This is a genomic window from Methylocapsa aurea (assembly GCF_000746085.1).
GTDB classification, from domain to species: Bacteria; Pseudomonadota; Alphaproteobacteria; order Rhizobiales; family Beijerinckiaceae; genus Methylocapsa; species Methylocapsa aurea.
This window is the reverse complement of record NZ_JQKO01000008.1, coordinates 130,939-145,890: the sequence shown is the minus strand read 5'-3', so window position 1 is coordinate 145,890 and position 14,952 is coordinate 130,939. Positions and strand designations below refer to the sequence as shown.

Annotated in this window: 13 protein-coding genes; 6 read left to right on the top strand and 7 right to left on the bottom strand. The window is 61.9% G+C overall.

Annotated features, from left to right (window positions below; translation table 11 throughout):
- Window positions 1–117: 117 nt before the first annotated feature.
- The gene (ruvX, locus tag DL86_RS06270; protein WP_036259392.1) at window positions 118–600 is read left to right on the top strand and encodes a Holliday junction resolvase RuvX; all 483 of its coding nucleotides are present in this window, start codon (window positions 118–120) and stop codon (window positions 598–600) included.
- A gap of 312 nt (window positions 601–912) precedes the next feature.
- Entirely contained in the window at window positions 913–1,647 is a 735-nt protein-coding gene (locus DL86_RS06260) for a hypothetical protein (protein WP_036259386.1), read from the top strand.
- 189 nt (window positions 1,648–1,836) lie between these two features.
- Here DL86_RS06260 and DL86_RS06255 read toward each other — a convergent pair whose 3' ends face one another.
- A complete protein-coding gene (locus tag DL86_RS06255) occupies window positions 1,837–3,333 on the bottom strand; it encodes an amino acid permease (RefSeq protein WP_036259385.1) in 1,497 nt (498 codons plus the stop codon).
- A 233-nt stretch (window positions 3,334–3,566) separates the two neighbouring features.
- Between DL86_RS06255 and DL86_RS06250 the strand changes: the two genes are divergently transcribed.
- The 3 genes from DL86_RS06250 (at window position 3,567) to DL86_RS06240 (ending at window position 6,714) form a co-directional block, all read left to right on the top strand.
- Window positions 3,567–4,844: a flavin monoamine oxidase family protein gene (locus tag DL86_RS06250; RefSeq protein WP_036259382.1), complete on the top strand. Its 1,278-nt coding sequence runs from the start codon at window positions 3,567–3,569 to the stop codon at window positions 4,842–4,844.
- Between the two features lie 98 nt (window positions 4,845–4,942).
- Window positions 4,943–6,229 (top strand): GNAT family N-acetyltransferase, encoded by a 1,287-nt coding sequence (locus DL86_RS06245; protein WP_036259380.1) that lies wholly within the window; start codon window positions 4,943–4,945, stop codon window positions 6,227–6,229.
- A 53-nt stretch (window positions 6,230–6,282) separates the two neighbouring features.
- Complete coding sequence (locus DL86_RS06240; protein ID WP_036259600.1) at window positions 6,283–6,714, top strand: HIT family protein; 432 nt, start codon at window positions 6,283–6,285, stop codon at window positions 6,712–6,714.
- Window positions 6,715–6,796: 82 nt separating this feature from the next.
- On the opposite strand, the gene clpA is transcribed toward DL86_RS06240, so the two are convergent.
- The 3 genes from clpA to DL86_RS06220 form a co-directional block, all read right to left on the bottom strand.
- Window positions 6,797–9,286, bottom strand: coding sequence for an ATP-dependent Clp protease ATP-binding subunit ClpA (gene clpA / locus DL86_RS06235; RefSeq protein ID WP_036259378.1), 2,490 nt, complete (start codon window positions 9,284–9,286; stop codon window positions 6,797–6,799).
- 13 nt (window positions 9,287–9,299) lie between these two features.
- Window positions 9,300–9,653: an ATP-dependent Clp protease adapter ClpS gene (gene clpS / locus DL86_RS06230; RefSeq protein WP_036259598.1), complete on the bottom strand. Its 354-nt coding sequence runs from the start codon at window positions 9,651–9,653 to the stop codon at window positions 9,300–9,302.
- A 523-nt stretch (window positions 9,654–10,176) separates the two neighbouring features.
- Complete coding sequence (locus tag DL86_RS06220) at window positions 10,177–10,521, bottom strand: phasin family protein (RefSeq protein WP_036259597.1); 345 nt, start codon at window positions 10,519–10,521, stop codon at window positions 10,177–10,179.
- 254 nt (window positions 10,522–10,775) lie between these two features.
- Between DL86_RS06220 and DL86_RS06215 the strand changes: the two genes are divergently transcribed.
- Entirely contained in the window at window positions 10,776–12,488 is a 1,713-nt protein-coding gene (locus DL86_RS06215) for a D-alanyl-D-alanine carboxypeptidase (protein ID WP_084572755.1), read from the top strand.
- Between the two features lie 66 nt (window positions 12,489–12,554).
- Here DL86_RS06215 and DL86_RS06210 read toward each other — a convergent pair whose 3' ends face one another.
- From DL86_RS06210 to DL86_RS06200, 3 genes are all read right to left on the bottom strand, one after another.
- Window positions 12,555–13,271, bottom strand: coding sequence for a DnaJ domain-containing protein (locus DL86_RS06210; protein ID WP_202899170.1), 717 nt, complete (start codon window positions 13,269–13,271; stop codon window positions 12,555–12,557).
- A gap of 10 nt (window positions 13,272–13,281) precedes the next feature.
- Window positions 13,282–14,001: a hypothetical protein gene (locus DL86_RS06205; RefSeq protein WP_036259370.1), complete on the bottom strand. Its 720-nt coding sequence runs from the start codon at window positions 13,999–14,001 to the stop codon at window positions 13,282–13,284.
- Window positions 14,002–14,253: 252 nt separating this feature from the next.
- Window positions 14,254–14,907 (bottom strand): glutathione S-transferase family protein, encoded by a 654-nt coding sequence (locus tag DL86_RS06200; protein WP_036259368.1) that lies wholly within the window; start codon window positions 14,905–14,907, stop codon window positions 14,254–14,256.
- Window positions 14,908–14,952: the final 45 nt, after the last annotated feature.

The window sequence follows — 14,952 nt, the reverse complement described above, 5'->3', positions numbered from 1 at the left end:
CACGAATGCGCTTGAAAAAGTTTAAGACCGAGCCGGCGCCTCGCAAAGCGACTTTCGCGCGCCGCCATGACAGGCATGCGAGGCAGGGGCGAACAGGCATGCAATGCAAGGGCTTTGATGACATTTGAAATTCTGGATCTCGCCGAATTGGCGCCCCGCATCGGCGCCAAGCAGCGCCTCATCGGCGTCGACCTCGGCACGAAAACAATCGGCCTCGCCCTCTCCGATGTGGAGCGCTCCATCGCCACCCCGCTGGAGACGATCCGGCGCACGAAATTCACCAAGGACGCGGAGCGACTCAACGAGCTGACCGAGAAATTCGACGTCGCGGCGCTGGTCATCGGTCTGCCGCTCAACATGGATGGATCGGAAGGCCCGCGCGTGCAAGCCACTCGCGCCTTCGTGCGCAATTTCGGCGCGCTGACGGCGCGGCCTTGCGTGTTTTGGGACGAGCGCCTGTCGACCGCCGCGGTGACGCGCTCTCTGATTCTCCAGGACGCCTCGCGCGCCAAACGCGCCGAAGTCATCGATAGAATGGCCGCGGCCTATATCCTGCAAGGCGCACTCGACCGGCTGCGATGGCTCAAAGCCTCCGCGTGAAGGGCAAAGACCAAAAGCATTTTCAGGCGGGGTGAAGGCCGCTTCGTTGTTCGAAAATGCAGCAAAATGGACAAATGGAGAGCTTTCATGAGTTCGCTGAATTGGAATGCGCTCTGGATCTTGGCAAGCGCCGCACTCATCTGCGGCCTGCCATTTGTTTCCGCTCTGCTGTTCCGGCCCCGCGCCGTCCCGCTCCTTGTGCGATCAGCGACGCGGCGGCGGCGCCCTGGCGGCAACGCGCGATAGGGCGGCCGAACCCTAAAATCCCTTAAATTCCAGCCATGTCCCATTGATGGCGCCGAGGATCGATCGATGAATGAAGTATTGCGCCGAAAAGCGCCGATGAACCTTGCAATCGTAGAGGTTGATCCCTCGCTTTTTTCCGAGAGCCTGACCGGGTGGCTCGAGGTGACCGCCCATGTCATGGCCCAGCGGGCCGGCACGGCCAAGCCCAACCCCGACGGTTCGATCCCCGCGCTGTCCAAGGGCGAGCTGAACAATTCCGGCGTTCAGACCATCGCCAATGACTCCGTCTTCGCCTTTGGCATCGCGGCAGCCTTGAAAGGCGACAAAGCCGCCTTCTCTAAAATTGAGAAGGACCTGACCGCGCTCTATGGCGAGAATTATCCCGGCTCCTTCGCCGTGTGGCATTTCAAACAGGAGCCCGACGCCAAGCCCGAAACCATCGACGATCACGTCGGCATGATTGGCCGGACCTTGATGGAGGATGGGCATTTCGAGCCCAAGGACATTTGGAACGCCGGCGTCCGCATGTTGGAGAAGGCGCGGAAATCGAATTTTGTCGTCGAGCTGACGGCGCCCCTGGCGCAATGGCATCGCGACCAATGGACCACGATAACGACGCAGCTCAAGACGCAACTCGTCGATCCCGACGTGAATGTTCCGCCGATCAAGGAAGCCCTAGCCGAAACCCGCAACGACCAATCCTTCATCGCGGCCCTGCTTCTATCGGCGGTGGCGGCCGTCGACCAGGAACTCACCGAAGATTATCAGGGCCTGTTGAAGTCGGTCTCGCGCCGGGTCTGACCCGGCGCCGCACGCGAACGCGCGGGATCGCAAACCGCGCCCGAACCCGGCTAGAGCGCTTTCCGATCGATTGGAGTCCTTCGGTCGATCAGAAATCGCTCCAGCGCTAAAAAATCTGAGCATATTCCGAACAGATTGAACCAATCTGTTCGGAATATGCTCTAGGCTTCGCCGTCTTGCGCCGGGTTTTTATTGGCCTGAGCCATGCCGCGCCAGATGGCTGTGCTGGCGGCCATAGAAAAAATAAATGGCGAGGCCGATCACCAGCCATATGCCCAGCCGCAGCCAGGTGTCGCTGGGCAAGCCGAACATCAGAAAGATCGCCGAAGCGGCGCCCAGCGGCGCGACGACAAAGACGAAAGGCGTCTTGAACGGGCGGCGGATCTCGGGATGGGTGATCCGCAAGACCAGGACGCCGAGGCAGACCACGGTAAAGGCGAACAAGGTTCCAATGCTGACCAATTCGCCGACAAGTCCGATCGGCAGCAGGCCGGATAGAATCGCGACGATGGCGCCAGTCAGAATCGTCGTGACATAGGGCGTTCGAAATCGTGGATGCACCATCGCGGCGAAGGGCGGCAGCAGGCCGTCGCGGGCCATCGAATAGAAGATGCGCGGCTGGCCGAGCAGAAGCACCAGTATGACCGAACTTAGTCCGAGGATTGCGCCGAACTTGATGAGGAACGAGAGCCAGCCGAGCCCGATCGCGTCAACGCCGAGCGCGATCGGATCCGGCACGTTCAATTTATCGAAAGGCACGACGCCAGTGATGACGACGCCGACCAGTACGTAGAGAACCGTGCAGATCGCGAGCGAGCCTAGAATGCCGAGCGGCATGTCGCGCTGCGGGTTTTTGGCTTCCTGCGCCGCCGTCGAAACGGCGTCGAAGCCGATATAGGCGAAAAACACCACCGCCGCGCCGCGAATGATCCCGCTCCAACCATATTGGCCGGGTCCGAGATTGGGTGGAATGAAGGCTCCCGATGGATTGGTCGAGGTGACCCAATTGGCTGCGCTGATCGATGAGACGCCCGCCACGATAAAGAGGAGGATAATCGCCAACTTGATGAGGACGATCGCATTGTTCACCCGCGCCGATTCCCTGATGCCGACGACGAGCAGGACGGTGAGGAGGACGATGATGAACGCGGCAGGGATGTTGAACAGCGCGCCGGTGCTGGTCCAGTCGCCATTGGCCGGGTCATAGGCAAGCGGCGCGCTGGCCAAGGCAGCCGGGATAGTGATGTCGAAATCCTTGAGAAAGCTCGTGACATAGCCGGACCAGCCGATCGCCACGGTCGTCGCGCCGAAGGCATATTCGAGAATGAGGTCCCAGCCGATGATCCAGGCGATAAATTCGCCCATTGTCGCATAGGCATAGGTATAGGCGCTGCCGGCGACAGGCACTGTCGAGGCCATTTCGGCGTAGCAGAGGCCGGCGAAGGCGCAGACGATTCCGGCCAGAACGAAGGACAGGCTGACAGCCGGTCCAGCGTAGGAGGCGGCGGCATGTCCAGTCAAAACGAAGATGCCCGCGCCGATGATGCAGCCGATGCCAAGCGCGATGACGCTCGCCAGCGAAAGGGTCCGGTGCAGCCCCGCCGTCTCGGAGCCAGCTCCAAATTCAGCGTCGTTGGCCTCCGCCTCAAGAACCGCCATCGATTTGCGCGCCCAGATATTCGTCATGCTATTACCTTACGAAATGGCGTTATGGACTTGGCGTCGGGCCGAAGGTTGGTGACGGCGCCGATCATGTCGCATGTTAAACGCAAGCGAAAGCCTTCAAACAAAGCATGTTCTTAATAAGGTCGCGCAGCCTCTTCTGTTCCGACGCGCTCCGACTTGTGATTCTCAGCGATTTCTTTTTTGCTCGCCTCAGTCCATCTGATCGACAGGCCCTTTCGACAATAGGAGATCGAATGTCCGGCGCCGCCCTCAACGGCATCGAGGTCATCGTCATCGGCGCTGGCGCCGCGGGATTGGGCGCGGCCGCGCGGCTCGCGTTGGCGGGCGTTGGCGTGCGCATTGTTGAAGCGCGCGACCGGGTGGGCGGGCGCGCCCACACGCTTCTTGACGCGCCCTATCCGCTCGATCTCGGCTGCGGCTGGCTGCATTCGGCCGATCGCAATCCCTGGACCCAGATCGCCGCGGCGGCCGGATTGACGATCGACAAGACCGTTCCGCCATGGACGCGGCAGAGCATGGATCTCGGCTTCAGCCGCGCAGACCAAGATGCTTTCGAAAGGGCTTCTGCGGCGTTTCATGCGCGTCTCGAGGCCATCGATCCCAGCGCGAGCGACGTCGCGGCGGCGAGCCTGTTGGAGCCCGGCGGCCGGTGGAATCCCCTGCTCGATGCGGAAAGCAGCTTCATGAACGGGGCCGAACTCGATTGCGTCTCGGCACAGGATCTTTGCCGCTATTCCGACAGCGGCGTGAACTGGCGGGTGCGCGAAGGCTATGGCGCCTTGATCGCCGCGCAAGCCGCCGGCCTGCCTCTTTCCCTCGGCTGCGCGGTCACCCTGATCGACTGGCGGGACCGGCGTCCGCGCGTCGAAACAACGCAAGGGTCATTGCGCGCGGACGCCGTCATCGTGACCGCGCCCTCATCGCTCATCGCCGCCGAAGCAATCCGATTCCGGCCTGAACTTCCTGACAAGGTCGCCGCCGCCTCGATGCTGCCGCTCGGCCTCGCCGACAAGCTGGTGATGACGATCGCGGCGCCGGAGTCGCTCCCCGCCGATGGCCATCTCTTCGGCGACCCGAACCGAACCGCGACCGCCAGCTATCACTTGCGTCCCTTCGGCCGGCCTCTGATCGAAGCTTTTTTTGGCGGCCGTCTTGCCCACGATCTTGAAGCCGCCGGACCCGGCGCGTTCTTCGACTTCGCGAGCGCCGAACTCGCCGGCCTGTTCGGCGCCTGCATTCGCGCCCGCCTGCGCCCGCTCATCGAGACCCGCTGGGCGAGCGATGCCTTCGCGCGAGGCTCTTATTCCTACGCTCTCCCCGGCCATGCCGATGCGCGCGCAAGGCTCGCGGCGCCAGTGGGCGGCCGGTTGTTTTTCGCCGGGGAAGCCTGTTCGCAGCGCGCCTTCACGACGGCTCACGGCGCCTATTTGACCGGCCTTGAGGCGGCCGAACAAGTGATCTTGCAGCACGGCGCCGGATCAGGATCCTCGCAAGAATCCATCACGTCCTAAATGAACAGCCTTGCCGCCTCAAACGGAGCCATGGAGTCTTTATTGCAGGCGGCAAGATCGATATCGTTGCAATCGCCTCCGCTTTGGGACGCCGCGCCATGGCCTCAAGCTACACGGTCCATATAGCTCCATCGATCAACGAGATTGCCGCGGCCGAATGGGACGCCTGCGCCAATCCGGAGGAGCAACCAGCAACCCCGCAAATGCAAGACGTCATCGCGGAGGCGTCCTATCTGGTGGCGGAGGCCGGTCAAAGCCTCGCAGCCGACAGCCCAAATCCATGCGAGCCGGATCGCGCAATGCATGAAAGGGAAAGGTTCAACCCCTTTATCACCCATGCGTTCTTGAGCGCCCTTGAAACCTCCAAATCGGTCGCGCCGCGCGCCGGCTGGACCGCCACGCATATTCTCGTCAGGGATCCCGACGGACGTCTGGCGGCCGCCGCGCCGGCCTATTTGAAAATGGATTCCATGGGCGAGTTTGTTTTCGATTATGGCTGGGCCGACGCCTATCATCGCGCCGGGCTTAAATATTATCCAAAACTTCAAGTCGCGGTTCCATTCACCCCGGCGACCGGCCGGCGGCTGCTGGTCGCGCCGGGCCATGGCGAGGCCGCGCGGCAAAAACTCATCGCCGGGCTTCGCGCCTGGCGTGAAAAAATAGGCGCCTCCTCGATTCACATCACCTTTCCCACGCGCTCGGAATGGGAGAGCCTCGGCGCCTCCGGATTCTTGCAGCGCACCGGGCAGCAATTCCACTTCATCAATAAAGGCTATGCCGATTTCGAAGCCTTTCTGGCCGATCTCGCGTCGCGCAAGCGCAAGATGATCCGCCGCGAACGCAAGGAGGCGCTCACCGGCGGCATCGAGATCGAGCTTTTGACCGGCTCCGCGATCACGGAGAGCCATTGGGACAGTTTCTTTTTGTTTTACACCGACACGGGCGCCCGCAAGTGGGGGACGCCCTATCTCACCCGGGCGTTTTTCTCCAGCGTCGGGGCGTCGATGGCCGATCACATCCTGCTGGTCATGGCCAAGCGCGATGGCCGCTATATCGCGGGGGCGATCAATTTCATCGGCAAGGATGCGCTCTATGGACGCAATTGGGGCGCGATCGAGGAGCATCCCTTTCTCCATTTCGAGGTCTGCTATTATCAGGCGATTGAATTTGCAATTGCTCGCGGCCTCGCCCGAGTCGAGGCGGGCGCCCAGGGCGAACACAAGCTCGCGCGCGGCTATGGCCCGGTAGCGACTTTTTCCGCCCATGACATAGCCGACAAGCGGTTCGCCCGCGCGATCGACGAATATCTGCAGAAGGAGCGCGTTCATGTCGATGAAGCGCTTGAGCAATATGGCGAGTTGACGCCTTTCAAAAAGGGGCCTTGACCCTTAGCGCTGTCCTTGCGAAATCGAACCTGATCATGCGAGGGAGCGCGACAATGCCGCCGGCCTATGACGAGACGAATGTTTTCGCGAGGATTCTTCGCGGCGAGCTGCCCTGTCACAAAATCTATGAGGACGACATCGCCTTGGCGCTGATGGACATCATGCCGCGCGCGGACGGCCATGTCCTGGTGATCCCGAAAATCCCCGCGCGCACGATCCTCGACATAGACGCGACGTCTCTCGGCAAGCTGATGGGGCCGGTGCAGAAAATCGCCCGCGCAGTCAAGACGGCGCTCAATGCGGACGGAATCACGATCCAGCAATTCAATGAGCCGGCCGGCGGGCAAATCGTGCCGCATCTGCATTTCCACATCCTGCCGCGCTGGACCGATGTCGCCTTGCGGCCTCATACCGGCGCCATGGAAAAGCCAGAGGTGCTTGAGGCCTTGGCGACAAAAATCGCCGCCGCGCTCCAAACAGCTTAGTCCGCGCTCCTGCTCCAACGCATCCACAAAAAAGGGCCGCGGCATCCGCCGCGGCCCTTTTTGCTTTCAAACTGACGCCGAACTAGTGTTTCGCGTCCGGCTCCTCGCCGCCGGCGACCGTCTCGGCCTCGCCGTCGGGACGTGGGGACTCGCTCGCCCCGCCATCTTCGCCCTTCAACCGGCGAGATTTGGCGCGGCGCACTTCCGGCTCCGCCCGGATCCTTTTCTTGCCCGCCTCGACGATGTCGCGCTCTGGGCGCGGCAGAACCGGACCTTCGGGGAAGACGAAGCTCAGTTTCTTGACCCCGTCCTCCTCCGCCGTCACCACGACCTTGACCGTTCCGCCGTTCTTCAGGCGGCCAAATAGAACCTCGTCGGCGAGCGGGGTTTTGATCGTCTGCTGGATGACGCGGGCCATCGGCCTTGCGCCCATCTGCTCGTCATAGCCATTCTCGACCAGCCAATTGCGCGCCTCGTCGGTCAGCTCGATCGTGACATTGCGGTCGGCGAGCTGCGCCTCGAGCTGCATGATGAACTTGTCGACGACCTTGACGATGACTTCCGCCGGCAAATGGCCGAAGGTCACGACGGCGTCGAGCCGGTTGCGGAATTCGGGCGCGAACATCCGGTTGATCGCCTCGACATCCTCGCCTTCCCGCTTCGACCGGGTGAAGCCATAGGCCGCGCGCTGCATGTCGGCCGCGCCGGCATTCGTCGTCATGATCAAGATGACATTGCGGAAATCGACCTGCTTGCCGCTATGGTCGGTCAGCTTGCCGTGATCCATCACCTGCAACAGGATATTGTAGAGATCTGGATGGGCTTTTTCGATTTCGTCGAGCAGCAGAACGCAATGGGGATGCTGATCGATCGAGTCGGTCAAAAGGCCGCCCTGGTCGAAGCCGACGTAACCGGGAGGGGCGCCGATGAGGCGGGAGACCGTGTGGCGCTCCATATATTCCGACATGTCGAAGCGCACGAGCTCAACGCCAAGGCTCACCGCGAGCTGGCGAGCGACCTCGGTCTTGCCGACGCCGGTTGGCCCGGAGAAGAGATAGCTGCCGATCGGCTTTTCGCCGTCGCGCAATCCGGCCCGGGCCAGCTTGATCGCCGCGGTCAAAGCCGTGATCGCGCTGTTCTGGCCATAGACGACGCGCCCGAGCGTCTCGGTCAGATGTTCGAGGACTTCGGCGTCATCCTTGGAGACCGTCTTGGGAGGAATCCGCGCCATTGTCGCGATGGTCGCCTCGACCTCCTTGATGCCGATGGTCTTCTTGCGCTTGCCTTCGGGCAGCAGCATCTGGCTCGCGCCGGTTTCGTCGATCACGTCGATCGCCTTGTCCGGAAGCTTGCGGTCGTGAATATAGCGCGCCGACAGCTCCACCGCGGCTTTGACCGCCTCGTTGGTGTAGCGGATCTTGTGGAATTCCTCGAAATAGGGCTTGAGCCCCTTCATGATCTCGATCGCATCGGGGATCGAGGGCTCATTGACGTCGATTTTCTGGAACCGCCGCACGAGAGCGCGGTCCTTCTCGAAATATTGGCGATATTCCTTATAGGTCGTCGAGCCGATGCAGCGCAGCGTGCCTTGGGCCAACGCGGGCTTCAAAAGATTCGAGGCGTCCATGGCGCCGCCGGAGGTGGCGCCGGCGCCGATCACAGTGTGAATCTCATCGATGAAGAGAATCGCCTTCTTATGGTTCTCGATTTCCTTCATCACCTGCTTCAGGCGCTCTTCGAAATCGCCGCGATAGCGGGTGCCGGCGAGCAGCGTGCCCATATCGAGGGCAAAGACGGTCGCTTCGGCAAGGACTTCAGGCACTTCGCTCTTGACGATTTTGCGCGCGAGCCCTTCGGCGATGGCGGTCTTGCCGACGCCGGGATCGCCGACCAGCAAGGGATTGTTCTTGTGCCGACGGCACAGGACCTGGATGGTGCGCTGCACTTCCGCCTCGCGGCCGATCAGCGGATCGATGCGGCCGTCGCGCGCCTTCTTGTTGAGATTGACGCAATAGGCGTCGAGGGCTCCCTCTTTCTTCTTGGAGTCGCCGCCTTCCTTGCCTTCCTTTGCCTCGCGTCCTTCGCCGTCGTCGTCAACGCCGCGCGGCGGCTTCGAGGCGTCCGTCAAGCCAGGCCGTTTGGCGATGCCGTGGCTGATGTAATTGACCGCGTCGTAACGGGTCATATCCTGCTCCTGCAGGAAATAGGCGGCATGGCTCTCGCGTTCGGCGAAGATCGCGACAAGCACGTTCGAGCCAAGGACTTCTTCCCGGCCGGAGGACTGAACGTGAATGACCGCGCGCTGAATGACGCGCTGGAATCCCGCCGTCGGCTTGGCGTCCTCACGCCCGTCGCTAACCAGATTGTCGAGCTCTTGATCGATGTATTCGCGAAGATTTTTCTTCAAGAGATCGAGATCGACCGAGCAAGCGCGCAAGACCGCCGCCGCATCGGTGTCGTCCGTCAGACTGAGCAGAAGATGCTCCAGCGTGGCGTATTCGTGATGGCGCTCGTTGGCGACGGCGAGGGCGCGATGCAGCGACTGTTCGAGATTGCGGGAGAACGACGGCATAGGCTCCAACCTCTCATTTTTTTTCCATGATGCACTGCAGGGGGTGCTGATGCTTGCGGGCGTAATCCATGACCTGCGTTACCTTGGTCTCGGCGACTTCGTAGGTGAAGACGCCGCATTCTCCGACCCCATGCTGATGAACATGAAGCATAATTCGCGTCGCCTCTTCGGGACCCTTGTTGAAATATTTCTTCAAGACGGCCACCACGAATTCCATCGGCGTGTAGTCATCATTCAAGAGCAGGACGCGATACATGCTCGGACGGCGGGTCTGCGTTTTCGGCCGCGTGATGACCGCGGTCCCAGAACCAGGACCGCCCTCGCCGCCCCTTTGCGGGTCCTTGGCGCCGCGGTTCCGACCCGCCAAAAAAGCGGGGCCGGCGCCGGCCGGCGCACGCAATTCGGCGCGCCCCGCCTGGTCAATCCTGAAATGAGAACGCCGAAGAAGTCCGTCCGTCACACCGAAGTCCTCGCCCTCATCAATAGATATCTCGCCGCATGCTTTTGGCTAGTGGCGAAACCTTAGTGAACAACGCGCGCGCCTTGCCGGCAAGAGGGAATTGACCGGCAAGAGGGAAACGCCACACGCGGGCGCCGCGCCTTGGTCGACTTCCAAATCTTAGCCCTGGCTCGCGGGTTGAGCCATATTCGATTTTGAGCAAAAAACGCGCCATCGCTTAGAGGTCATGGCAACGCCATGCTATGCGGTTATGCTGCGGTGCCAAGAAACTAGGCAGCATTTCGATTCGGAATTTCGGCAAAAAAAAGCTCGGCAAAAGCCGAGCCCTTCAGGATGCAAACCAATCGAATCGCGATCTTGTTTTCGCGATCATGTCGACCGCGCCCTATGATGAAGGCTTCGCTCAGCGTTTCGCGCCGAGCGAATCAGCTTATCCCTTGACGGAGCTCTGAACCTTGGTGATCGCCGCTTCGATCGGCTTGAAAGCCTCCTTGGCGAGGTTGGAATAGAGTTCGCCAAGTCTGGTCGCCTGAGCGATGAAGCCGGCATAGGACGTCTTGGCATATTCCGATTGGATCTGAATGGCGGTATCGAATGACTTCGCGCCAAGCAGCTTTTCAAGGAAGGCCGAGTTCGTCTCCAGAGACTTCTTGGAAAATTCGGTCGCCTCTGCTGCGATCGTCTGCCAGCTCTTGGCCAGCGAGGCGGTCGTCGTCGTCACCGCTTCGAGCTGCTCTTTGCCAACCTGTTGGAAATCATCATACTGATAGGCCATTTTCTCTTCCTTCATAGAGCATGCGCCGACTCTTCCGAGATCGGAGGCGGCTAATCCCGCAAGCCTGTTGTCCAGCCTGCAGAACCTTCTTATAGTGCAGCGCACAAATCACGTCAAGTTGATATCGCAGTGCAACATAGAGTCGAACAGAAACCGCCGATAAAGCTGCAATTTGGTCTCTTAACCCGCCGGTAACCCAGCGGAATTAGCGTTGCAGCGAAGGCCATTCCAAGGTGAAGTCGAGGATGCTGGACATGTCGAAGCTGGGCGCGACCGTTCGTCGCAGAAAGATTGCCGTCGCCCTATTTGGTTTCACGATCGCCTTGGCGCTGGAGGGGCTTCCAGCGGCGCCCGCGCAGGCGCGTCACCACCACCAGCGCCATCACGCCCCCCGCCCGCATTTCGCGCATCGCGCGCACCATGGGCATCACGCGCACTTCTTCCGCCCCACCCGCGGCCAGCCTGGAACCTCTCACGCCAATATCGCGGCGATCGTCGTCGACGGCAACTCCGGCCGCACGCTTTACGCGCGCAACGAAAACGATCTCCGCCATCCAGCGTCGATCACCAAGGTCATGACGCTCTATCTTTTGTTCGAGCAGCTCGAACAAGGCCGCCTGCGCCTCGACAGCGACATTCGGGTTTCCCACCGCGCGGCGGCGCAGGCGCCGACCAAGCTCGGCCTCAGACCGGGCCAAACCATCAGCGTCGACGATGCGATCAAGGCCATCGTCACCCGTTCGGCCAATGACATAGCGGTCGCGATCGCCGAAACGGTTGGCGGCGATGAAGAAGGTTTCGCTGAACTGATGACCCGCAAGGCGCATGCGCTGGGAATGAGCCGCACGCATTTCGAGAACGCCTCCGGCCTCCCGAACAATGCGCAGGTGACGAGCGCGCATGACCTGGCGATTCTGGGTCGCGCCGTCCAGGAGCGCTTCCCGCGCTATTATCGCTATTTCGCGACCCATGCCTTCTACTATGGCGGCGCGACGATCATGAACCACAACCATCTCCTCGGCCGCGTCGAGGGAATGGACGGCATCAAGACCGGCTATACGCGCGCGTCCGGCTTCAATCTTCTGACCTCGGTCAAGCGCGATGGACATTATATCGTCGCGGTGGTTCTGGGCGGCGCAAGCGCTCCCTCCCGCGACCGGATCATGGCGGACTTGATCGAAGACCAGATCGAAAATGGCGCTACCGTTCGAACCGCCGCCGCGATTTCTGAGACCGGCGCCGGGAGCGCCGACGCCGAGGCCGTAAAGCTCCCGCAGCCCAGCGCAAATCGTCCATTCGGCTCGCTCCGGCAAGACGCCGAGACCAAGCCTGAACAGAATGCCGGACAGAAGCTGGCTCTGCCATCCACCCCGCCCAAGCCAACGCCAGCGGTCGATCCGATTCAGGTTGCCTCCATCAGCCCCGACGTCTCTTTCGATAAGCCCCGGCCCGCCTTTGTCTCGGGAGGCAAACCTTTCTCCGCCGATCCGCATTCTGCGACGAAAGAGAACAATTCCAAGACCCCGGCGCTCGACGGTTCGACTGCGCGCCCTGGACGAGCTTCTGGAGCCTCGGCGACCGCCACGCCTGCGGCGACCCGCTCCGGCGCCGCGCCGGCGACCGTCAAGGATCGGGGGCAGGAGAAAACATCGGCAGCCAGGCCGGAGTCCGATCGCAGCGACAGCATAAAGGTCGCCGAGGCTCACCGGCCGGCGGCCGCCCGCAGCGGCTGGATGATCCAGATCGGCGCCACGGACGATGTGATAAAGGCGAACGCGCTCCTCGCCCGGGCCAAAACCGAAGGCCCCAAAGCGCTGACCGCCGCGCAGCCCTTTACCGAGAAAGTGCAGAAGGGTTCGGAAACGCTCTACAGGGCCCGTTTTGCCGGCCTCCAGGCCGAAAGTGCGGAACTGGCCTGCAAGGCGCTGAAGCGCTCCGGATTTTCCTGTTTCCCGACCAAAGACTGAAGCTCCCGCCGCGGCCGCGGCTCACCTCTATCCGATTCGCCTAAGATGCTCTCAAGAACCCTGGACCTACTGATGACGCCGCATCAGGACATCTTTCGCTTCGTTGACCCGCGCCGCGAGATCCGTCGTCCCGCCGCGATCTGGATGCAGCTTTTTCATCAGCGACCGGTGCGAACGAACGACTTCCTCGCGCGAAGCGCCTTTTTGAAGTCCCAGAACTTCATACGCTTCATCCTTGGACATGGCTCCCGAACCGCGCCGCGCGCCAGCGGGCCCCGAGTCGCCCTGGTCTTGACCTGTCGGACGCCATCCGGAAAACCGGCGGTCGAGATAGGCCTCCAGAAGCCGGGCGCCCTCGGGATCGTCCCTGCAACACAGGCAATAGAGGGATTCGCATTGCGGCCGGGTCAGCGAGTCTAACAGTTTGCCTTCGTCCGGACCGGCCAGGATCGTCCCGCGCATCTTGCCCGTTTCATGATCGAGTTCCATCTCGATCATCGCCGACCTGACGCAGGAAACCCGGCCGGCCGCCCCGCCAACCGGCTTGAACATTCGCCATGGCGATCCGCTGCCGAGCTTCAGCAGCCAGGCGCCAAGACCGCCAAGACCAATCGCCATGTCGAAGCGCCCGCGCAATAGGAGGAACAGAGCCGCGAGCAGCGTCGCCGCTCCGGCGCCGGCCCTGATGAGCCGCGCAAGCGCGGCGGGATTGGCCCGCGTGAAAGCCTTGAGCGCGGAGAGCCCGAGCCAGAACGCCGCCAACCCGGCAAGAAGATAAATCATCCCGCGCCACTCAACGCAATTGCGCTAATAGAAGGTCCGCCGCGGCCGCGCCGCGCGCCCGCGCCTCGAATTCAAGCGCGCGCCGTCCCCCGGCGGCATAGGCCGCGACCGCCGACAAAAGCGCGACGAGCCGTTCGGGCGCCGATGAATCGAAGGTTGCATAGGCCCCCCCGGTCAGCAAGGCGATGTGGCGAAACGCCTGTTCGGCGGTCCTGTCGCGACCTTCCTGGAACAAGAACGCCTTCACGCCCAAAAGTCCAAGGTCTCCGGCGACCGCGGCCAGAGCATCGAATTGCTCCTCCATGGCGTCGCCGACGAAGACAAGCGCGCGAACCGGATTCTTCCGCGTTTCGTCGAGGACATGACGCAAAACTTTTTCGATCTGCGTCTGGCCGGCCCGCACGGCGATTTGAGTCATGAGCCCGGCAAGGCCCTGCCCGCCGGTCATGAAACGCGAGGCCTTGCACTCGCCAAATCCCCGATAATAGACAAGCTGCACCTCGAGGCCGCCATGCGCCGCCGCGGTCGCGAACATTTTGGTTTGAAGCGTTTGCGCAAGATCCCAGGTGGATTGCCGGCTCATCGTCGCATCCAAGGCAAAAATGAGCTTTCCGCGCGCCGTGGCGGCCGGCGCGGGCAGCTTCGCCGCGGCGCCTAGAAACAAATCGATGTCGGATTTCGTGCTGGACTTCGGCGCGAGGGCCCCGCCTTTGTCCTCTGAACGGCTCACTTGGATCCTCGCGCGCTTAAAGTTAGGAGATGCTTGACGCTCTTATAAATCGTGCTTGTAGGGCGTAAGGGCAAGAATATTGAGCGGCGGGCGAAGAATTTCTCGGCTCGCCGGCAAGGCCAAAGGCTGGGGACAGGCGCTTTTCCTCGACGAGGCGGCTTGGCGACGGGCGCGTCCCGGACGGATGCCCCCTTTTTGATGGTCTTCCTCTTCCGGCCTTGGGCCTTGCCCTGACGCCGCTTCGACCCAGGCCTAAGCGCGTTCGTATTTTTCGATAATCCACTCCTCCGCGGCGGCATCCGCGCTCCACGCCAGCCAGGCCGGCAGCGCCATCATCGCATCCATATAGGCGCGGGTCGGCGGCGTCACCGCCACATCATAGACATGCAGACGGTTGACCACCGGGGCGAACATCGCATCCGCGGCGCAGAAATCGCCAAAGAGAAAGGTCCCGCCATCGCCGAATTCCTTGCGCGCCTGCGCGAAAGCCTGTTCAAGGCGCGCGACATCGGCCGCCGCCTCCGGCGTCAGCTCGAATCGGCGGACCGGCCTGCGCATGTTCATCGGCAAATGCGCGCGCAGCCCGACAAAGCCTGAATGCATCTCGGCGGCCAGCGAACGCGCTTGCGCCCGCGCTGCTTTCTCCCTCGGCCAGATCGCACAATCCGGATGCCGCTCGGCGAGATATTCGATGATCGCCAAAGACTCCCACACGCTGACGCCGCCATCGCGCAAGGCCGGGCACTTTCCGCTCGGGGAATGGAGCAAGATCTCCGCTCTGCTCTCCTCGCGCCCGAGAGGAATGACGATCTCGTCGAAGGCGATGTTGAAATGGCGCATCAGGATCCACGGCCGGAGCGACCACGACGAATAGGCCTTGTTGGCGATGACGAGGGTCATAGGCATGGCGGGCCTCAACTATATTCGGTCCAAGTCGGATAAATAATGGTG

What these genes read in the sequence shown, in the direction of transcription:
- ruvX (WP_036259392.1), top strand. Translation starts at nt 118, where the DNA reads ATGACATTTGAAATTCTGGATCTCGCCGAATTGGCGCCCCGCATCGGC.
- DL86_RS06260 (WP_036259386.1), top strand. Translation starts at nt 913, where the DNA reads ATGAATGAAGTATTGCGCCGAAAAGCGCCGATGAACCTTGCAATCGTA.
- DL86_RS06255 (WP_036259385.1), bottom strand. Translation starts at nt 3,333, where the DNA reads ATGACGAATATCTGGGCGCGCAAATCGATGGCGGTTCTTGAGGCGGAG.
- DL86_RS06250 (WP_036259382.1), top strand. Translation starts at nt 3,567, where the DNA reads ATGTCCGGCGCCGCCCTCAACGGCATCGAGGTCATCGTCATCGGCGCT.
- DL86_RS06245 (WP_036259380.1), top strand. Translation starts at nt 4,943, where the DNA reads ATGGCCTCAAGCTACACGGTCCATATAGCTCCATCGATCAACGAGATT.
- DL86_RS06240 (WP_036259600.1), top strand. Translation starts at nt 6,283, where the DNA reads ATGCCGCCGGCCTATGACGAGACGAATGTTTTCGCGAGGATTCTTCGC.
- clpA (WP_036259378.1), bottom strand. Translation starts at nt 9,286, where the DNA reads ATGCCGTCGTTCTCCCGCAATCTCGAACAGTCGCTGCATCGCGCCCTC.
- DL86_RS06220 (WP_036259597.1), bottom strand. Translation starts at nt 10,521, where the DNA reads ATGGCCTATCAGTATGATGATTTCCAACAGGTTGGCAAAGAGCAGCTC.
- DL86_RS06215 (WP_084572755.1), top strand. Translation starts at nt 10,776, where the DNA reads ATGTCGAAGCTGGGCGCGACCGTTCGTCGCAGAAAGATTGCCGTCGCC.
- DL86_RS06210 (WP_202899170.1), bottom strand. Translation starts at nt 13,271, where the DNA reads ATGATTTATCTTCTTGCCGGGTTGGCGGCGTTCTGGCTCGGGCTCTCC.
- DL86_RS06200 (WP_036259368.1), bottom strand. Translation starts at nt 14,907, where the DNA reads ATGCCTATGACCCTCGTCATCGCCAACAAGGCCTATTCGTCGTGGTCG.